Annotated in this window: 12 protein-coding genes; 4 read left to right on the top strand and 8 right to left on the bottom strand. The window is 49.1% G+C overall.

The window, feature by feature from the left end:
* The first annotated feature begins 31 nt into the window (after nucleotides 1-31).
* Entirely contained in the window at nucleotides 32-1162 is a 1131-nt protein-coding gene (rffA, locus tag NDI48_30040; GenBank protein MEP0835408.1) for a dTDP-4-amino-4,6-dideoxygalactose transaminase, read from the top strand.
* Nucleotides 1163-1641: 479 nt separating this feature from the next.
* Nucleotides 1642-2157: a rhodanese-like domain-containing protein gene (locus NDI48_30035; GenBank protein ID MEP0835407.1), complete on the top strand. Its 516-nt coding sequence runs from the start codon at nucleotides 1642-1644 to the stop codon at nucleotides 2155-2157.
* A 39-nt stretch (nucleotides 2158-2196) separates the two neighbouring features.
* Here NDI48_30035 and NDI48_30030 read toward each other — a convergent pair whose 3' ends face one another.
* The 5 genes from NDI48_30030 to NDI48_30010 all read right to left on the bottom strand — a co-directional run bounded on the left by NDI48_30030 (nucleotide 2197) and on the right by NDI48_30010 (nucleotide 7939).
* The gene (locus tag NDI48_30030) at nucleotides 2197-3468 is read right to left on the bottom strand and encodes a glycosyltransferase family 4 protein (protein ID MEP0835406.1); all 1272 of its coding nucleotides are present in this window, start codon (nucleotides 3466-3468) and stop codon (nucleotides 2197-2199) included.
* 109 nt (nucleotides 3469-3577) lie between these two features.
* On the bottom strand, nucleotides 3578-4693 hold the full coding sequence (locus NDI48_30025; protein MEP0835405.1) for a putative nucleotide-diphospho-sugar transferase: 1116 nt from the start codon (nucleotides 4691-4693) through the stop codon (nucleotides 3578-3580).
* Between the two features lie 321 nt (nucleotides 4694-5014).
* Nucleotides 5015-6001 (bottom strand): glycosyltransferase, encoded by a 987-nt coding sequence (locus NDI48_30020; protein MEP0835404.1) that lies wholly within the window; start codon nucleotides 5999-6001, stop codon nucleotides 5015-5017.
* Between the two features lie 130 nt (nucleotides 6002-6131).
* Nucleotides 6132-7229: a dTDP-glucose 4,6-dehydratase gene (rfbB, locus tag NDI48_30015; protein ID MEP0835403.1), complete on the bottom strand. Its 1098-nt coding sequence runs from the start codon at nucleotides 7227-7229 to the stop codon at nucleotides 6132-6134.
* 551 nt (nucleotides 7230-7780) lie between these two features.
* Nucleotides 7781-7939, bottom strand: a complete 159-nt coding sequence (locus NDI48_30010; GenBank protein ID MEP0835402.1) for a ribbon-helix-helix protein, CopG family — start codon at nucleotides 7937-7939, stop codon at nucleotides 7781-7783.
* A gap of 563 nt (nucleotides 7940-8502) precedes the next feature.
* Here NDI48_30010 and NDI48_30005 point away from each other — a divergent pair.
* A complete protein-coding gene (locus tag NDI48_30005) occupies nucleotides 8503-8700 on the top strand; it encodes a hypothetical protein (GenBank protein MEP0835401.1) in 198 nt (65 codons plus the stop codon).
* 1458 nt (nucleotides 8701-10158) lie between these two features.
* A complete protein-coding gene (locus tag NDI48_30000) occupies nucleotides 10159-14343 on the top strand; it encodes a DUF3987 domain-containing protein (protein MEP0835400.1) in 4185 nt (1394 codons plus the stop codon).
* 29 nt (nucleotides 14344-14372) lie between these two features.
* Here the strand turns inward: NDI48_30000 and NDI48_29995 are convergent, their stop codons facing one another.
* The 3 genes from NDI48_29995 to NDI48_29985 form a co-directional block, all read right to left on the bottom strand.
* Complete coding sequence (locus NDI48_29995; protein MEP0835399.1) at nucleotides 14373-14927, bottom strand: chemotaxis protein CheW; 555 nt, start codon at nucleotides 14925-14927, stop codon at nucleotides 14373-14375.
* A gap of 170 nt (nucleotides 14928-15097) precedes the next feature.
* Nucleotides 15098-18559, bottom strand: a complete 3462-nt coding sequence (locus NDI48_29990) for a response regulator (protein ID MEP0835398.1) — start codon at nucleotides 18557-18559, stop codon at nucleotides 15098-15100.
* A 126-nt stretch (nucleotides 18560-18685) separates the two neighbouring features.
* A complete protein-coding gene (locus NDI48_29985; protein ID MEP0835397.1) occupies nucleotides 18686-21415 on the bottom strand; it encodes a methyl-accepting chemotaxis protein in 2730 nt (909 codons plus the stop codon).
* Nucleotides 21416-21655: the final 240 nt, after the last annotated feature.

Here is a 21655-nt window from a genome sequence, read left to right as displayed (position 1 = left end):
TATAATAACAAACTTCAAGTGGGGGTGACTTGTGTCTACGATTCCTTTTAACCAACCTTTTGCTGTTGGAAAAGAATTTGAGTATATTCGACAAGCCATCAAGAACGTACATACTTGTGGCGATGGACCTTTTACTAAGAAATGTCATACTCTCCTGGAACAGACATTAGGAGTTTCTAAAGCGCTACTGACTACTTCTTGTACCCATGCCTTAGAAATGGCAGCGCTGTTGCTGAATCTCCAGCCCGGTGACGAAGTGATTTTTCCTTCGTTCACCTTTGTCTCTACAGTCAATGCTTTTGTTCTACGGGGTGTCTATCCTGTGTTCTGTGATATCCGTCCAGATACACTCAACTTGGACGAGAATAACCTGGAAAAACTGATCACACCCCGTACTAAAGTTATTGTCCCCGTACACTATGCTGGGATTGGGTGTGAGATGGACGCCATTATGGAATTGGCTGGACAACATGGTGTCGCGGTTGTTGAAGACAATGCCCATGGGCTTTTTGGCAAGTACAAAGGGAAGTATCTAGGCACTTTTGGGTGTCTGGCTACCCAGAGCTTTCATGAAACCAAAAATTTTAACTGTGGCGAGGGTGGTGCTCTGCTAATTAACGATCCCCAGTATATAGAACGGGCTGAGGTGATTCGCGAGAAAGGAACCAACCGCAGCCGCTTCTATCGCGGTCAGGTGGACAAATATACTTGGGTTGACGTTGGTTCGAGTTATCTTCCTTCGGATATGCTCGCTGCCTACTTGTATGCTCAGCTAGAAGTCCAGGAGCAGATTCAAGCGAAACGGCGGGAGGTATGGGAGTATTATCACAAACATCTTCAGGACTGGGCCGAGAAGCATGACATCCGCTTTCCGATTGTGCCAGACCACTGTGAACAGGCTTATCACATGTTCTACTTGTTGATGCCTTCCCTGGAAAAGCGTCAAGCCTTGATTGCTCACTTGAAGGCTCAGAATATCATCAGCGCTTTCCACTATCTGCCTTTGCACTTGTCGGAGATGGGACAGAAGTTTGGCGGTAAGGAAGGAGACTGTCCAGTAACGGAAGATGTGAGCGAGCGCTTAGTCCGTCTGCCGTTTTACAATGACTTAACCGAGGCTGACTTAACTAGAGTGGTAGCCGCCATTTGTGAATTTGATTAAGGAATGACCCCAAATCAAATTTTTGCGCTTGTATTCTAGCTTCTGCAAAACCTTTCATCCCGTCTTGCCTCAAAGATTCCGAAAGGGGAAATAATCTCTATCTTTGGAGAGTTCCCCATTCCATACAAGTCCGAGCGATGAAGTGGAATTTCGAGTTCTTTATCCGTAGAATTAGCGCCGGAAGCATGTCAGTTTACACAAACTTCAAAACTTTTTGGATGTTTAAATTATTTAAGAAGACTTCTCGATAATCTTATTGTTTTCTTTCGTATCTATTAGGATATAAACGTTAGCTCAGAGTTTTATAGAGTCAATTTTAACTATATAAAATTCTGAAGTGTAAAGGATGAAGTGAGAAGATAAATTATCGGTACATGCCCCATCCTGACCAGAGCCTAGCTTTCGGAGGTTGGGTAGTTTCATACTTTATACTTCATACTTCGTTTGACCTGTCTCCTCTATAGGACTCGATCAAGGATATGTTTGAACGTCGGTGGTTATCCGGTTGTGCTTTAGTCGTGGTAGTAGGAACAGTCGCGGGTGTCTTGGCTGTGCGTCACAATTCAGATTTGCTCAGACCACTCATTCAAGCCGGTGTACCCTTAGCATCGGCGTCAGATTGGCCTGTGCTTGGGTATGCCATTCAGGAGGCGGAAACGCCTGTAATGAGCGTGCAGCAGCTCAAGCAATTAATGGATAGTAAAGCGAAAAATTACCTGCTTGTGGATGTTCGTACCCCTGAAGAGTACAAACTGTCTCACATTCCGGGTTCAGTCCTTGTACCGATTTCTGATATTGAGCAAGGAAAAGGCATTGATCAGATTAAGTCTAGACTCAAGGGTCGCCAATTGCTGGCTTACTGTACCTCAGGAAAACGTTCAGCTAGAGCCTTGGTACTCCTAGAAAAAGCGGGCATTAAGGGTACAAAAGTTCAAGGTGGAATCAAGGATTGGACACAAGAAATTGACCCCTCCCTTCCCCGTAATAATTGGTAAGGTTCCACGCAACCCCCAGTCTGGTGGCTTGCAGCAACCTCAACCCCTGCCTGAACCAATACATTGTGTCGGCTTTTCGGCGCAAGTCTCCTGATAAATTTCCAGGATTCGGTCAACTTTACGCTCCCAGTCAAAATACTTCTGGACACGCTCAAGTCCTGCGCGTCCCATAGACAGCCGAAGTTCAGGTGACAGGGACAGCTTGATCATGGCGTCGGTTAGCCCGTTCACAAACGCTTCTTTTGAAGTCGGGTCAATCAAAAACCCGCAGGTGGAATCCAGATAATCGGCAGGGCCACCCCAATTTGTGGCAATAACTGGCAGTCCCATGGCCATGGCTTCCAGAACCACGGCTCCGCCGCATTCCAGCAGGCTAGGTAGAACCATTCCGTCAGCTTGCTGTAGCTTGAGAGCACACTCCGCTTGAGACAGCCAGCCCGTAAATACAACACGGTCAGTCAATCCTAGGCGCTGCGAGAGCGCTTCCAGTTCCTGCCGTAGCTTGCCATCGCCGATGATTTCTAGGATGGCATCGGTTTGGGCGGGAACGGGTTGGAAGGCTTCCAGCAGCAAGTCTACGGCTTTCCAGTCCACCAGCCGACCGACGTAGACAAAACGAACCCTCTGGTTCGGCTCATAAGCGACTGGAGCCACAGGTTGCCACACGGATAAATCTACCCCATTGTCTACCAGTTCAATCACTGTGCCGCGCACACCAGATGGTAGAGCCTGCTTGGTTCGCTCATTAGCAACGAGCAGCGTCTTGGCCCTCAGCTTGCCTGGAAGAAGGCGATTGCAGAAATTAGAAACTTGGCGACCAACGGCTATCGTCAATTCCTCGAAATAGTTTTGGCGAGAGCGGAATGCTAGCGGAAATTCCATACCGCCGTTTAGGGGTCCAATGATGACAGGGGCTCCAACCTCAAATATCAGTGACGGGTATTTGGGTGAGAGCGGGATCGGCTCGTGAACTACATCAATTTGGTGTTCGTGAACCAGTTGGCGGATCAGGCGGCGCTGGATAGTCTGTGTATACAGGTGACTGAGCAGCCCCATTGTGACCTCCCCCGCCCGTCTCGGCAAGCGCTGCTCGCAAAACCATAACAACTGATGCAGCCAGGTGTCAGGGACAAAGTGCATGTGTGAGCAATCCTCTGGATACAGAGCTTGCAGTTCCGCTTGCGTGCGGGAATGCACCACTAAGTGGGCTTCAATATTACGCGATCGCAGTACCCGGAAGTAATGCAGCGGATCGAACGCTTCACCTCCAAGTTTCGTCGAGGCATTTTCCGCCACAATTACAACTCGCATCCTTAACGCTTCTCCTCTAGTTCTCGATCGGTCATGTTCCTCATCCTCTGTGTCCCTGTACGAGTTCGCTCAACTCAAGTACGTTATAACACAACCTTGACTTTTGGCTTTAGTCGTGCATGGGTTCGAGGGGTGAAGACTCCAGGTTGAAGCTCGCATCGAGGCGGTAGCGACCGATGCGGAGCAGACGACGGGCGTGACGGACTCCAGCGTCAAAAACAGCTAGGGGTAAACCTTGCAGTGTGGGATGATTTGCCGACAGTGTTGCCAAGAGCCGTGCGGGGGTACTTTTCACCTCCAGCCAAGTCGCCTCTTCTCCAAGCTGTTCCCGGTATTCGCGGGCGATGGATGTATAGGGAGAAAGCTCTAGATGAATGTAATCGTAGTACTTGCGGAGACGCCTAGGCAGTGGTTCCCCAGAACTCCAAATCGATGAAGGAGACGGCGCTCTCTCCCAAGGTTTGCGCCCCATTGAGTGGATGAACGCAGGTAGACCTTGGCTGATATTGTGCAGTCGTTCTGTGGGGGTATAGCCCGCAGGTCCAAAACATTGGGCGATATCGACTCCGCGCTCCAGCATTTCGACGGGTATATCGGAAAACTCGGTTGCTCCCAGAAGGGCGGTGAGGACTTCTTGGTCTGTCAGCATGTGCAGCGGACGTTCGTAGTAGGGCTGGAGCTGCGCCTGCCGATAAGCTGGGTGAGCAAGCATTGTCTGCCAAGCCTTGAGGAGTTCGACGTGATGGGGGGTTACTCGGACAATTCCCGTGTTGACTGTTGCCGGTAGAGTCCGGCTTGGCTGAAGTCCCCAAGCAACAGTCCGATGGCTCCCGCCTTGTTCCTGACCCCAGTAAACTTCTTGGGTGACTACCAGAGTCTGATCATCCAGGTGAGCCAGACGTGGGCGGAAATCCCGGTTAATTAAAATATCTGCGTCGATCCAAATAACATCACGATAACCCTCATTCAGACAGCGCAGGAGAATCGTTGGCTTCACGTTCCAACTGAGTCCGGCGAGATTGGGGTCGGTGAGCAACTGAACGTTAGGCAGGGTTCCAGCCCACTGACGAAAAGAGTCAGGGGGACGAGGACAACTGATAAGGATGGGCAAGTCTGGACAATAGCGTACAAGGCTCAAGACGGTAAGCTTCAGCCCAACGAGATATTCGGCCCGATCTTCATGGACGCAGACGATCTGCGCTTCGCAGCAGCGCTTCGCTATCATCGGTTCAAGCCCTCTTGAAACGGCGTCCATGAGTCCCGCGTATTCTTCGGTAACTTATACGTTTGGGGAGAAAGTCCTGGCGGTTGTAAGGTCGGTAAATGCTTCGGTAAATGCTTCATAGTCAAGGCAAGCTCATCGAGCTAAAAATCCCAAGCACGCTTTCTGCTCTAGGGGTGTCAATTTAACATTGCTGTGACGGATTGTCACAAAGGCTGAACAATAATCAACCGCTCTTGCGATCTTCGCTTCGCTATCGAATTTGCTCAGACATGGAACTGTTGATTAACCCTGACGTTCGCTCTTGCAGTGCTGGAAGAAGCGTTACTGCTTGTATTCAATCAGTGTACTTTGGCTGCCCTTGAGTCGAGTGCGTAAAAAGCTCAAGGCTCCTTCTACCTGTGCAAACTTACCCACGGTACACGATAGGGCATAGAGAGCCGCGTTCTTACTGCTGAGGTTTTGGCGGCGCAAGCTGAGGAACGTGCGAATGAACTGCAACGGGTATACGAGCAGTAGCAACAGGCTTAAGCCGTGGGTTAGCCATGCTGTCCCCAAGGCTAATAGGGGAATAAACAAGCCCCAGAGCCAAATACTCCGGGTTTCCTTGACCCAATGCCGCTCTGGTTCGCCCCCATGCAACCAAGACCCTTCCGCGTAGGCATGACCCGCACGAGTTGCCCGTTTCCACCACTGACCCATCCGGGTCATTTGTGCGTCATGTAGGGTCATTTCCGCATCGAGACGGAAAATTTTCCACCCGTTCTGGCGCAGTCTGACGCAAAGTTCGGGTTCTTCCCCAGCAATCAGCGTGGGATTGAACCCGCCGACTTGTTGGAAGGCTTCGACGCGCATCATGGAATCTCCCCCGCAGGCTTTGGTCTCGCCCACTGGAGTATTCCACTCTATGTCGCACAATTGGTTGTAGATTGTCTGTTCGGGGAAGCGCTCTCGCCGACGACCGCAGACCACGGCTATGTTTTTGTTGGCTTCGAGTTCCTTTTCGGCGCGATCGATCCATCCTTCAACGATCTCGCAGTCTCCATCCACAAATTGGACAAAGTCGAGCTGGGGTTCGGCACAAAGCAGATGGTCGAATCCCGCATTTCTGGCACGAGCGGCAGTAAAGGGGGTGGACAGGTCAAGTTCAACCACATCCACACCTAGCGATCGCGCCAACTCGATGCTGCCGTCCGTCGATCCAGAATCGACATAGACAATGCGTGCCACTTTCCCTTTCGCGGAATGCAGGCACGCTTTGAGGCGAGCGCCTTCATTTCGTCCAATAGCAACTAATCCGACTTTTGTCAAGTCTTACCTCCCAATTGGATTACTAAGACTCGGTTTTAAGGTCTCTGTTTTCTAATGACATCTTAGCTGCACCCTTATTAGTGCGTTTCGCCAGTAGTGCCAACCCTTCCTAGAAGATTAATGTTTCGGTCTAAGCGTAAACGCGGGCGTAGTATTCTTGATACTCTTTTGAGAGCAAGGGTCGCCACCAATCTTCGTGACTCAGATACCACTCAATGGTTTGACGCAGTCCCTCTTCTACGGTTACAGAGGGAGACCAACCCAGTTCTGTTTTGATTTTAGTCGCATCAATGGCATAACGGCGGTCATGTCCCGGTCGGTCTTTCACAAAGGTAATGAGTTCTTTTGCCGGTTTCACGGGCAGGTTGGGCGCTAACTCATCCATCAGGTCGCACAGCATGTGAACGAGGTCAAGATTTTTGACTTCGTTGTTACCGCCAACGTTATAGGTTTCGCCCGGTGCTCCTTTGTGGATAACGACATCGAGCGCACGGCAATGATCTCGGACATACAGCCAATCCCGAATGTTCTGTCCATCCCCGTAAACAGGCAGGGGTTTGCCCAGCAGGATGTTGATACACATCAGGGGGATTAGTTTTTCGGGGAAATGGTAGGGGCCGTAATTATTGGAGCAATTGGTGATGATCGTCGGCACACCATAGGTATGGTAGTAAGCGCGGGCGAGGTGGTCGCTGCCTGCTTTGGATGCCGAATAGGGGCTATTGGGGGCGTAAGGGGTGGTTTCGGTAAACGGGTGATCATCCGGCCCAAGTGTCCCATAGACTTCATCGGTGGAAACGTGGAGGAAGCGATCGCTATTTTTGCCGCCCCGACGATCCCAGTGATTCCGGAAGCTCTCCAAAAGGGTGAAGGTGCCGACAACATTGGTGCGAACGAACGCATCTGGCCCTAAAATCGAGCGGTCAACGTGAGACTCTGCCGCAAAGTGAGCCACGGTGTCGATCGCTTCTTCTTCGAGCAGAGTATCGACCAAGGCGCGATCGCAAATATCTCCCTGAACAAACCGGAAATTTTCCAGTCCTTCTAACTCTTTAAGTGTGTTGCGGTTCCCAGCATAGGTGAGGGCGTCCAGCACCACTACGCGATCGCTCTTATAGTGTTCACACCAGTGATGGACGAAATTCGAGCCAATGAACCCAGCACCTCCCGTAATCAATAATCGGCGAGGTTCTTGAGACGAAGATTGTTCTGGTTGAGAAAAGGTCATAGTAGTTTTAAATCTTTTCGCTTTAGCTCGATTTGACGGTCGTCACTCTTGAACAATTCCGCCCTAATCAAATAGTTGGGCAGGGCTTTATTCGGAATTGGGCGATGAAGAAGGCAACCCCTACAAGGAACATCCCGTTGTGCTAACGGACGGGTTAATCAAGATCGCACCAAAAGCCGCTATATTTTTTTGGTTCTACCTGTGTCCGAGTTTGGCTTCTATAGATGCCTAGTGTCAACAGCTTTCAGCTTCTCGATATTCGGTAAGATTCTCCATCATTCTACTCACAGTCATCTGGTGGGTTACGGCTGCGCCTAACCTGCCTTAATTACTGCATTACTGCATTACTGCATTAATACCTTAATTACTGCATTACTGCATTACTGCATTTTCAGCAGCACTTTTACCAGCTCCTGCACAGGACTGGCTTTCGTCTTGAGCCTGACTTCCTGATAACTACAGTCAGTACTCAGTAGGATGCGTTAGCTCTCGCGTAACGCATCGATGTCGATGAGGTAACAGGCATTTGGTGGGTTACGGCTGCGCCTAACTTACTTCTTCTCAGACTCAGGCTCAGGCTCAGGCAGCGACCTGATAAACTCTCGCAGAAGATCTGTCTTAGTTCTGCCAGTGCGCTTACTATAAGCCTCTATCCGATCTAACTCTATTTGAGGTAGCCGGATAGTTAGTTGTCGAGATGTCGTTGACATTGCTGTACAAGGCGTGTACTGTTAGTTTACGAGGAATTTACAAGCCGCATACAGCCTATGGAGCAGCCCTAAAACAAGTGAACAGCTCCCAAGTCGGCATGACTACTGTGGATACCCCAGCCCAAAAAAGGACTTAAAGAGAGTACCCATAAGAACACGCCGCCCGTCCAGACCGGGTCAGAAGTCCACCCAATGCAAAACCTTGCATTAAGGCAAACACGACCCCCAAACAAGGAATCAAACAACACCTGGGAGAGCTATCACAAGCCTTTCCCCAGGACAGAACCCTTATTCAGCTAGAACCCATTCTAAGCCCAAGCCCGTAGACGCTTCTCACCCAAGCGTCCAACCCGCCATGCACATATCCCAAACAACTCAAAAGTAAATTCAGCACAGAACTTGCATAACCCCCCTAACCCCCGATGCTTTAGGGGGAACAGGAGTTGGAGTCTGACCTCCGGTTGCTAAGGGAAGAACAGGAGTCGGAGTCTAGCTTCCCCCCTTGAATTCGGGGGGACTGAGGGGGGTAAACAGTGCAGGAATCAAAACCGTAAATTGCAACCATGACCCCAACCAAAATTCACCTAATCACCATCATCCAAGGACTCATCCTACTCGTGTACAAAGATGCCCACGCACATCACTTTGAAGCCCTCTCACTCAACGGCATAGTCTACCGTCATAGCGGCACCTATTACAGCGCCTCAAGTGCTGAAGCCAAAGGCAGACAATGGATTCGGGAATTAAGACATAACAAATAAACTCCCCAATCCAAACTACACAACCAACTTATTACTGCATTACTTAATTACTGCATTACTTAATTAAGCACTCTATTGCATAGAAAAACAAAGAAGCAAGCCCTCCAAATACCTATTGCTTAATCACACAAAAACAATTAAATTATCTGCTATGCTGTTATCACAGCACACGGCTAGACATAACGCATCTGGGAACTTAAATGATGACGAATATCCAGAAGCAACAAACGCTGGAAAGAGACGACTACCTCAGGTTTCGATTGCCTGAAGCACTAAAAGAGCGATTTAAACTATATTGCTACCTGAAAGGGATAACAATGTCAGATACCGTCCGCGAAATGATAGAAGAAGTTCTCCGAAACGAGAACCTAGAAGAACTGTTACAGGAAAAACTGTTACAGGAAAAACGCCGAGACACCCTCAAAGAGGAAACCGACGAGTAAAATTAAACTCCCCCTAGCATCTAGCTAGGAAGCAAGAAGAGAACAAAGGCTTACTCGCTGCTTCCAACCCAGGTTTAAACCGTGTTCCCCACGGCCTTGTACTTATTTGCCTAAATTCTCGGCTGATAGAGTGCATCTTGCCAGTCTTGACAACGTGGGAATGAAAAACATTCTCCATATTGTTCAGGTTTGTTCTGTCGGCATAGCACCACATGTCTAACTCTCCCTTCCCGAGACTAGCAAGAGTGGTATCGCTTCCGTCACAGAACTCCCCATGAAGCCAAGAATCTTACCGCCTTAATCTTGACTCCAAAAGACTCTCGCGATGAAAAGCCAGAAGTAGAAATTAGACAAATAATTAAAGGCCGGTGCTGCCCCAAGTTCTTGCCTAACCAAAGCAGCTAACCAGCCCTGTAAATGAAAGCACCCACGCAGCTAAGAACTGAACGTGGATACCTTAAAGATATGAAACTTTCTGTACTTCATTCTACCCCAAGACCTGGCAGAATTACTAGCCTCACTTCACCAAATGAGGCTCAAGAAAATTTAAAAAAACAGATAGGTAGATCCCCGATAAAAGACCTACCTACAAATACACACGCAATGTCACTTCAAATGCCACTTCAAATGCCACTTCAAATGCCACTTCAAATGAACACGTTATGTTACTTCCAATGCACACGCAATGTCACTTCAAATAAACACGTTATGTCACTTCAAATAAATACGTTATGTCACTTCCAATGCACACGTTATGTTACTTCAAATGAACACGTTATGTTACTTCAAATGAACACGCAATGTCACTTCAAATGTCACTTCAAATGTCACTTTAAATGCCACTTCAAATGTCACTTTAAATGCCACTTCAAATGCACACGTTATGTCAGCACATACGTTATGTCACTTCCAATGTACACGATAATTCCGTTCTTTGACTACACGTCTGGCCTCTCAATTCAACCGTTAGAGCCGATATGTAACCTGTACGCGGTTAACCAGGGAGGTAAATGAGATGGTACACACTCCAATTAATCGAGACACCTCTTCAGAACGCCAAGAAGTTATTGACTGGCTCATCTCTCACAACTACCCAGCCCTACCCGTAGCACCCGCTCAATCGGCATGGGAATATCACAAAATCGATCCAGGAAACGCAGAGCAAGGTGTATGGTCACACTGTCCAGTTACAGCAGACCTCCAGCCGCTACCCCTTTACACTGGCAAAAATCCATCCTTTATAGACGCAGAAGGCAACCCTCGCTTAATCAATCATCGGAAGTATCAGAAGCGACTCCCGAAACGTTCGGAGATAAAAGCCTGGTTTACCAATCCTAGCAACGGGGTTGGAACGCTTGGAGGTTGGAACAATACCGTCTGGCTCGATTTTGACGTTAAGCAGTTCCCAACCCAGGAAGATTGTGACGCCGCTGCCAAGTCAATTCTGAAACATCCTGAATTGCAGCAGACATTTATTGAGCGATCGCATTCAGGTGGCTGGCGAATTGGCATCAAAGTTAAACAAAAACCCAACTTTACCAACTTCTCCCTAACTCCCGGTGGTTCTCATATTGGTGAAGCGCTCTTTGAAGGACGTTTTACCGTGTTGGCTCCCACAATTGGCCCCAGTGGCAATCCTTATCAATCGATTCAACGCGCCATCCCAGTAGAAGTCGAATCAATGGATGCGATCGGAATCTATTCCACTAAAAAGGTACAAAAGGGTGGAGTAGGAAAAATAAAAGATGAAAAAACTCTTCTCCCTGGGCAAAACCCCGCTACGCTAACATCCTTTACACATCAGCCTTCTGTGGGCTGCATCCCGCTGGAAATGTTGGGCAACGACACCAGTCGCGACATTTTACACGGCAATTGTCCAACAGGCTCCAACGGAGCGCAACTTCATTTTGATCGCTCCTCAGCTCTGACAACAGCTACTAAAGAATGGTACGGCTGGCAGAACTGGGCACAGTCCAATGGCATCTCGATCTTTAGCGACGCAGTAACATTAGCCCATTACGCTGGCACTCAGTTAGGGCTGGACTTCGACCGAATTAATCGCATTCTTCACACGATTGACCCAGCCTCTTGCCACCCAGCCGCACTCTACCGAGGTGGTGAGGAGAGTTGCTGGAAAAAAGTTTATCGGCTGGACAAGGCAACGTTTAAAGCCAAATGTCCCGCTCATATCCAAGAGGTCATTACCACAGAGTGGGGGGCCGGCAGTGGGAATGGTTCTGGAGGTGGTGGACGCCTACCTACAGGCGGCAGCCCTAATGGTGACGAAGACAACAGCAAAGATGATAAAAACAGGGTCAGGGGAACAATGGTGGTTAAATCGCTTGAACAAAAGCCTCTCTTAACAATAATCAGAAACCAAATCAAAGACATTCTGATTCAAGATTTACCACCCTCAGAACTACAAGCCGCTAAAATCAGAATCAGAACAAATAATCCTGGAATATCAGAGCGGGAAATTTCCCGGTTATTTGAAACGATAGATCAGGAATTGGAGCGAGAACAATCAAGGGAGCATTGCAGATCAGAAGTGGACAACCTCCTCCAACTTGGAGACCAATCCCTAAACTTGAGCGAATTTCTCCCCACTGACCTTGCTCAACCCCTGACTCAGTTGGCCCACTCTCTCAATATCCGTCCTGAGGTGTGTCTTACCTCAGTCTTGGTCGCCGCTTCGAGTCTCCACAAAACTAAAACTGAACTCGTCATTCATAAAGGCCAAGGCTTCAGCGTCCCGCCTACCCTCTTTGCTGGGTTAGTGTCCGAGTCAGGACAGAAAAAATCGCCCATCCTCAAAGCCATCATCAAAAAGCCCCTCTCCGTTATCCAGCGGGAAAAACGAGAAGCTTACCTTCAGGCATTGACTCAGTACGAAAAAGACATTGTCATCTGGGATCGGTGCAAGTCAAAAGAGCGTTCTGAGAAATTTCCCCAGGGCAAACCGAAATCACCTCAACAGCGACTTTACTACTTCACCAATGCCACGGGAGAAGGACTTCTCTATCAATTCCAAGCTCATCCCGATAAAGCACTTCTGGCTCTAGTCGATGAACTAGCAGGACTATTCGCCTCTCAGAACAAATATACCGGGGGTCGTGGAAGCGATCGCCAAGACATCCTCTCCGCTTTTGACGGCACAGGAGCAACAGTTTTACGCGCCGCAGGAACTAAAGCCGACCTCGATGGGCTGCTTCTCTCCATCTACGGCACCATCCAGCCAGACGTCCTCAAACAACTGATGAGAGATTGCTCAGATCCAGATGGTCAATGGGCAAGGTTCCTGTTTGTCAATCAACCTCTAGCGGCTGCCAAACTGGCTGATGAGGACAGCGACAGTTTTGATCTGACCGAGCATCTATTAAATTACTATCGTGCGATCGACCAACTTCCAAAAAGAGAATACAGACTCTCAAGGGAAGCATTCAAGCGTTACCAGCCCGTCTATAACCAGCTAGAGCAGCTTCGCATCTCCCATCCCTCACCAGGCATGAGAGCCGTCTATTCCAAAATGGAAGGTTACATCGGGCGACTGGCACTCAATCTTCACATCCTCCATGAACTCACAGCAGGTAAAACTCTCCCTGATCTAGAAATCCCACTTTCTATGATTGAACGTGCGATCGCACTAGCTAAGTTCTACATCGGTCAAGTCAAGCTGATCCACGCTAACTGTACGACCGATTTGGGAGAAATGGCACCTCACTTAGCCAAGGTCGTGGAGTTATCTAAACGGATGGACAAGGCAACTGGCAATAGTTGGATTAAAGCCAAAACAGTTCAGAGCGGCTACGATAGTCGCCACCGTCCACGACCTGATGTCATTCGTTCCTGGTTCAGGGAGTTAGAGGCGCTAGGGATTGGTTCCACACGCGGAGAGGGTATTCACCTGGAATATTCCTGGAAGTTACCTGACATGCCAATTGATCAGTCAAACCCACCGCCCTCAACTCATTTTGAAAAAGTACATCTACGTGAAGAAGAAGAAAAACATACAATTTCTCCACCGACTGAAACCACGCAAAATCAATCCTTTTGCCAACCGGAGGAGAAAGTAGATAATCCTACCAAACTTGATCCAGACCCAGGCCAAAATTTGTTAGCTCAGAGAGAGCACTCATGCGACGACATAGCGTTTAAAGTAGATAATCCTACCAAACTTGATCCAGACCCAGGCCAAAATTTGTTAGCTCAGAGAGAACACTCATGCGACGACATAGCTCAGGATGAAATTTTTAATCCTGCAATGCTTGCAACTGATAACCGTTATCTCCAGACCAAAAATTCAAGAGAAATAACCGATTCTATTTCTCCACTTTTTGGCTGTGTTGGCGGTGTAGCGCGGACAGAGGCGGTGGATACCCCAGAGAGGAGTTCGTTGCCAGTGGAAGAAGCTCCTACTGTTTCCCAAGCTGAAGAGCCAGATGGAAACATCAATCACCACGGAGCTACTCAAGTCCAATTCATCGTGTTTCCTGTGGCGCAGCATCAAGAATCGAGGAACTCTGACTCGGCTGATACTGAGGTGTCCTTAGGATGGAAGGCTGTTCTAAATATTGCTGCCCCTCAACAAAATCTCGCTATGTCTGATAGCTCAGCTTCAGGACAGCACTCGACCGAAAGGCAAATCCAAGTCACCCTGGAGGAACTTAACAGCCCTCCGGAACTCCACCCAAAACAACGAATTAGTTTTGTGACAACAATGTCTTTAGAGTTAGCTTCTGAGCAGAAAGACCAAGGAGAATCAACAAATACTGGCATAAACACTTTGCCTCTAATTGCTCTTGTCGTGAGTGCTATTCAGAAATATTGCTCATCGAAGGTTTCGAGAACGGGCGATTTACCTAATCCACCGGAAGCTGTTGAATCTCCGGTGACTGCTGAACCCCAGGTTACAGAAATCGGTGCTGAAGTAGATCCATTCCCAGGAAGTGTGAAGCCAAGCTACTCTACAGACGATAGCGATAGCAATAGCAATAGCGATAGCGAAGCCTTAGCGAGTCCACGAGCATCTACGTTATCGAGTTTACGAGCGTCTATACTGCGGCGTACTTCCTTGGAGAAGCCGCAGCAGGACGCATCGCACGTCTCTTGGACTAGCTGTTTTGTTTGTTGCGAAAACTTAGGCACATTAGAAATCATGTGGATGGAGGCGACTACGCCAAGCAAAGAGCGACTCTCATGAGGAGCGAACAATTGAGTAGAGTATACCCATCATGCTGGGGGTAGAGTCAGCTCAGACTGAACTAACTGGTCTGGATTGAGCAAAAATAGAGGAGGTTCATCGTTATTTCGTTTGATCAGTGCACTAACACATCGAAGATTGCCTTCAGAAAGATAGGACGCTGAGAGGGGGGCAAAAGCTGAGGAGGGCACACGCTGCAAAGTGGGTGGCTCAACAAGAGGTAATCCCACCAATTGTCCAGAGGAACTTTGGACAATCAGTAAGTAATGTTGTACTGGATCTGTATCAGTAGGTGCTTCTTCTGCTTGATGACTTATATCTTTGAATGAATCTTTACTAGGTGCAACTCTAAAAATCCGACGTTCTACGTCTATGACAATTAACTCTCGCTCTTGATAAAGGGTTAGACTCACCCCACCACCCCCAGGTGCGCCATAAATTTTGTCTCTGGGGATCACTTTTTGGACAGCCCTAATTGGTAGGGCAAAGCCAACATCAAGTAGGCGAAAAACGATTAGTTGTTGGGTGGCCTCGGCAACGCGCCGGCTTTTACGTCGGGACGCAAGAGGCGAAAAAATAGCCATAGCTGGGGATCGGGAATTGGGGATGAAAAGAAGGCAAGCCTTGGTGGAAAGTAGTGCGGCCCTCCGTGCAGGATGAAGATTAAAAAGGGTTACAGGTTAGTTAAGATGAGCATTTCAATCCACTTTAATACCCCCATGATGTATACGTTCTATGTTTCCAGCCTTGGGATTTATCGGACGCCTGAAGGAATGGGCAATATTTCTCGACTTTCTGTAATCACCTCTCGAAGGGTTGTTAATAACTCTCGCTCGTTGTAGGGCTTAGAAAAATAGGCCGCTGCGCCTAACGTCATGGCCAGTTGTCGATGCTTCTCGCCACTACGAGAGGTGAGCATGGCAATCGGTAACTCGTTGAAAGCTGGGTCTGATTTGATTCGAGCCAAAAACCCATAACCATCAAGACGAGGCATCTCAATGTCACAAATGACGGCACTAACCATCAATCCACCCAACAGTTTTTCAACCGCATCTTGACCATCTTTAGCCTGTTCCACCAAATACCCGGCTTTTTCTAAACCTAGGGCTAAAAATCGGCGGACATTGATCGAGTCATCAACAATGAGAATCGTGTCTTTTTGGCTTTGAGGGATTGGGGATTGAGGATTGGAGATTGGGGATTGGGCATTGGGGATCGCCTTAGTTTCATCTCCGGACGAATGAAGTGCCAAATTTCTCTTGTCTTCTTGACCCGTTCCGAGTCCCCATTCTCCAGTCCCGACGCCTCGATCTGTTGGCGCGCGCTCACTCTTGACCCAGCGCAGCAGAGAAGCCGCATCAACCAGTGGTACGACCTTTCCATCGCCTTGGATTGTACAACTAGCAAAGCCGGGAGGCATGACCAAAGGCCCAGACACTTGACGAATAGCCACCTCCCGTTCACCCCAGCAGCGGTCTACGACCAGCCCGTGCAACTGCTCCCCAAGACTGACCATCAGCACTGTTGGTTCACTAATGCTGGGTACACCTTCAGGCGTTGTGACTCTCCGGGGGCAGTAAAACGTTAGCCACTCATCTAAACGAGTCAGGGGAACCATTTCCCCTTCCCATTTGAGGACTTCGCTGCCAGGGGTTTTATACACCTGACCGACAGTGGGTAAAAGCATTTCTTCGATCACATCGGTGGGGAAGGCCAACAACATGCCATTACTTTCCACCAGCAGGACTCGCGCAACAGAGAGGGTAAAGGGAACTGTAAGGGTAAAAGTTGTTCCTTGACCTGGGGTTGTATCCACTCGGATGTCGCCACGGATCTGCTTGAGGTTGTTGCGAACAACATCCATGCCCACACCCCGACCCGACAGGTCGGTGACTCGCTCCGCCGTGCTAAATCCGGGTTCAAAAATCAGTGAGAGCAAATCGTCCTCACTGGCGGCAGCGAGTAATTCCGCATCCAAGCCCATGGCTTCCGCTTTGGCTCGGATTTTGTGAAGGTTAATCCCTTTGCCATCGTCACTGACGGTAATGATCGTTTGGTTACCCCGGTGAGCGGCTTTAATTTCAATCACAGCGGTTCTTGGTTTACCCTGCATCTCCCTTGCGTTCACGTCCTCAACCCCGTGGTCGAAGGCATTACGCACCAGGTGCATCAAGGGATCACTCAGAGCCTCCAAGATGGTTCGGTCAATTAGGGTTCCTTTTCCTACAACTTTGAGTTCGACTTGCTTGCCGTACTGCAAAGAAAGGTCTCGTAGAGCTCGGGAAAATCGTCCCACCAAATCGGATAAAGGCCGCATCCGTAGCCGGGTGAGGTGGGTTTGTAGCTGCTTGGCTGTTTGGTTTAACTCACGAGTTGTCGAGTCGGTATCCTCAAGCGTCAGTCCAATATCACTGGTGACTTCTTGAATTTGGACGATGGTTTCCATCACTTCCATCGACAACAAATGTAAGTCACTGTAGCGATCCATTTCTAAGGCATCGAACTGACTGTTCAGCGGGAAGGTGGTTTCATGAGGACTTGAGGATTGAGAAGATTTGGGCGAGGAAGCCGTATTGCCCGGTTTTTCTTGTCCTCCGTGTCCCCAGTTTCCGCTCCCCAGTCCCCTCAAGAGAGTTCCTTCGAGAACTGATTGGGTTGCCACTGTGTCGTAGGTAGTCCGGAGGCGCATATTCGACTGCTCCAGATTACCAACTCGGCGGCTGAGGGTTTCCATCAGGTTACGTAAACGTCCTAAGTGCAATGAGAGGCCATTGCGCTCAATGGTGAGTTCCCCAAATAGCTCGTTGAGTCGATCAAGCTGCCGGACTGGAATTCGGACTGTGTTTTCCTGAGTTTCTGCCGTTTGAGGACTGGATGTGGAGTCTGGCTTGACTTCTTGCCATTTGATATCTCTGGAGATAACTTCACTCTTAACCGTTTGAACTTCTCTAGAAAGAGAAGTGCTGGTTGTCGGTACCGCAACGGATTCTTCTGTGTACTCATCCTGGCTCTTGACGTATTTGGTCGCGTCTTTCCGAACCGGAGTTTGAGGGACGGTGGGCAAAGTCGTCGGTACATCAATATCAAAGGCTGCGGTCAATTCCTCCTCTTTCCAATTTTCCTCTACGAATAAGGAATGTTCTGCCGCAATGTCTTCATGGGTTGGGGAATCGATGGGGACAGATGCAGAAGTAGAAGTGTTATTGAAGGGTACTACAACGGGTCCTTCAAAAATCTCATCCATCAGATGTTCCACTTCCGCTTCGTCGGCGGTCAGTGAAGGAATCGGAATGTTAGTGAAGAAGGGAGTCGGCTCAGATGTATCGATGTCAAAGGCAGCCGCCAACTCCTCTTCTGAATAAATTAGATCAGCCGCTTCGATTCGGGTTGGAATCATTATCGGTTGAGTTCTCTGATCGGTAGAGATGTTGACAGGCATCTCTCCTCTCGACCAGTCGATTTGGGTCGGTAGGATATTCATTTGACCGACCAGGACTAAAGCTTGCGATCGCTTCCAAGCGGTGAGCGCAGCTCTGGCAATCTCTCTCACCGCGTCTGGGGCCGCTTCCAGGTGTTGAATCACTGATTCACACAGTTGGGTAAAAGCCTCCAACTGTAGCATTTCGCCCAAGCCTCCCAGCTCTTGGGCCATAATGGACAGTTCTTCCTCTAAGCAAGGCGTTTTTGGGTCAGCTAAAACGGACTCTAGGCGATTGAGACACCCCTCCACTTCCGTCTCAAACAGCAGTGCTGCCACATTGGTGCCGTCTTCGGCTCCCAGCATGGTGGCGGCATCATCTGCCACCGGGTCACCGAGACGTGATGAGAGCTGGTCAAACACCGGGGTGCCAACACTCACCAACCACTGTTCCTCAACGTCAGTCCCTTTACGGTTGAGAATCAGTACCTGGCGCAGGCGATCCACCGCTGAGAGCAGCAAGCTTTCCAGCTCCGGGTCAATGACGATGGAGTTTCTCTGAGCTTTTAAGACTTTAAAAGAATCTTCCAGACGGTGAGCCAGTTGACTCAAGCTCTGATACCCCATCATTCCGGCACCACCCTTGACCGAATGGGCTGCTCGCAAGACAGCATCCATTTGTTGACCATCAATGTGGCTACCGGCTAAGCCGAGGAGTACTGATTCAATTGTATCCAGGTACTCTTGTGCTTCTTCGAGGAACTGGAGCTGAATTTCACGTTCCTTGTCTTGTGACATGGTAGAAAAGGTGATTGTTAAATAGTCCGAGAGTAGATGAGTCCGTTAAAGGATGGTTCATGGTTGATAGTTCAGGGTTCATGGCTATCCACCGTGAACCCTGAACCCTTAGAAGATGAACAATCACTAATCACCGACTTTGAATGTACCCACTGATGCCTGTAATTCCTGAGCAATCCCGACGGTCTCTTTGAGAGAACTGGAGACTTTTCGGGTAGAGTCGGATGTGCGCTCTGAGACTTGGGCAATCTCCTTCATCAACTCGGTAACGGCTTGAGACGTCTCCGCCTGGGACACCGTTGCCGTTGAAATCGATTGCACCAACGTGTCAATTTGCCGAGACACATCCAAAATTTTGTTCAAGCTCTGCTTGGCATCCTCAACCAGATGGGTACCTTCCACCACCTGGGTTGTACCCAGTTCCATCGCTTCGACCACTTCTGTCGTTTCTTTTTGGATATTTTCAACAATTTGTTCAATGTCTCGCGTGGCTGCTGCCGATCGCGCTGCCAGCTCCCCGACTTCTTCCGCCACCACAGCAAAACCCTGACCTTCTTCACCCGCCCGTGCCGCTTCAATCCCGGCGTTGATCGCTAGCAAGTTGGTTTGTAGGGCGATTTGGTTAATCAAGGAAACCACCTTGGAAATTTGTTGGGACGATTCACCCAAACGCTTGACTTTTTTAGCTGTTTGTGCAACAGTTTCTCGCAAGCTGAGGATATTTTGCACGGAGCGGTCCATAGCCAGCCCACCGTTTTCCGCCGTGGATGAGGCGGTGCGGGCGACAACGGCGGCTTGACGAGCGTTTTCTGCCACCTGTTGAATCGAACGGCTCATTTCTTGAACCGAGTCCAGGGTGCGAGTCGTATCAAGAGCTTGCTTGAGGGCTTCTTCCGAAAGCTGACGGATTGCCCCTTCATTTTCTCCCAGTGAAGTGTTGACCTGAGTCGCGGCTGTTTTCACATTGGTAACAATTTCCCGCAGACTCTCAATTACCGCATTAAAGAAGTCCGCCACCGTCCCAATTTCCCCAGTGGTGACATCCGCACGCACCGTGAGGTCACCCCTCGCCGCCCCTTCCACATCACTGAGCAGTTCTAAAAGTTGAAGCTGGAGGGCTTCTTTCTCTTGACGTTGCTCCACAGAAACCATTTCTGCGACAATCCGGGCTTGTTCTCGCTGCTCAAGCAGAGCGGCTTGGTCTAAAGCAAAACCAACTTGAATCGCCACCTGCTTGAAGAAAGTGATATCCGCTTCCTGCCAAGGCCGCGTGCTGGAACACTGATGGGTCACCAACAGACCGAGTAACTTGCCTTCTGCCAGAATCGGGGCGACCAAATTGGCCTTGACTTTAAACGGTTCGAGTTGACCCAGGTAACATTTGGTTAAGCCCGCGTCGTAAATATTCTCGGTGGCTTTAACTCGACCCCGCTTATACTTCTCCACATATTGCTCGGCAAAACAGGGGTCAGCAATGTTTGCCCCCAGGGCTTTGGGCCAGCCACTGCCTACGGATTCCGCCACGATGGTTCCCTGCCAGTTTTCGTCAAACAGATAGACAATCACGCGGTCGGTTTTTAGGGCTTCTCGGATGCCTGTAATGGCAGAATGGTAAATTTCTTCGACTTTGATCGATTCCCGAACACGAGAGATAATTTCATTCAGTTGTTGGGCGCGTTCGGCTTCGGCTTTTCTCGATTGCGCCAGACTCACACCTGTTAAAGACAGTCCGACTTGAGTGGCTAACTGCTGGAGGAAATGAATTTCTGTATCCTGCCAGATCCGAGTGCTGGAACACTGATGCGCCACCATTAGTCCGAGGAGGTTACCGGCGGCGACGATGGGTACCACTAAGTTGGCCTTGACCTGTAGTCGGTTTAACAACTGTAGGTGTGCAGGGGAATAATTAGTAGCCCGGAGGTCACTGGTGGGAACGACTCGCCCTTTTTTGTATTCGTCTAAGAGTTTTCCTGGAATACAAGGGTCACTGATGCGGTCGGCTAAGGCTCTAGGCCAACCCTGATCGACCGCTTCGGCGACGATGCAGCCGGATAAATCAGGTTCAAAGCCATAGATGACCACACGCTCTACGCCAAGTTGCTCTTTGGCTTGACTGACGGCTTGGTCGAAGAGGAATTGGCTGTCCCCACGAGTGGAGGCGCTCAACGTGTCGGCATAGTTTTGGAGTTTCGTCCGGTTGGCTTTTTGCTCTAAAACAATTGTTTCAACAAACTTAGCTATGCCGTTGATGTTAGAACCGAGTTCGGCGAGTTCGTCAGAGCCTTCCACCAATAGGCGGGTATTCACTTCCCCTTTGCTGAGTTGATCAAGAGCATGAGTGGCGTGTCGCAGTTTTCGGGTCGTTTGTTCGGCAAAGAGATTTGCTAAAAAACCCGCCAGCGCTCCTGTTACCCCGATGCCTAAAAGTAGGATGAGGGCTAATTGATTGTTTAGGGCTTTAGCTTGTTGGGCTTTTACGGTTTGACCCGATGCATCAGCCTCTTTGACTTCGGAGTTGATAGCGCTTTGGGTGACAACCAAGCTGGTTCCCCCAATCGCCATGACTGGGAGGACGCCAAGGGCAATAGCTAAAGCGGTTGCTTTGGTTTTGAAGCTCATCCGCCCCCACCAATGATCGGAAACAGAGCTGCTGGATGGTTGAGGGGGTACGTAAGCCAGAGGGGTACTCGTATTCTGGAGTGAAGTTCTATCCATCATGGATTGAGTAACGCCACTGCGAACAGGGCCGGCATCCAAGACTGGATGAAATGAGGAATTGCTGCTAGAGCTATTTTGGCTGATGCTATCAGGAATTGAGTTATCACCAGAGCTTGCTGTATTGAATTGTTTAACCATGAAACAAGCACCATTACATAATAATAAATTGGCTTTTTGGGGAACTGAGAATTAAGGAGGAAGGATGTCAGGCTCTCGCTCCTTTTCCTTATTGGCGGATGAAGGATGAAAATTAGGTTTAGGGTTAGAATTAAGGCCAATGCAAATTTTCACAAATCCCAGGATTTTCTGATAATTTTTAGGGGGTGAGAGCAGAACCTTTTTTCCTCCTTCATCCTGAACAATTCAGACTTTTAAAAT

The organism is Microcoleus sp. AS-A8 (assembly GCA_039962225.1).
In the GTDB taxonomy this organism is placed as follows: Bacteria; Cyanobacteriota; Cyanobacteriia; order Cyanobacteriales; family Coleofasciculaceae; genus Allocoleopsis.
This window is presented reverse-complemented; position numbering and strand designations above follow the sequence as displayed.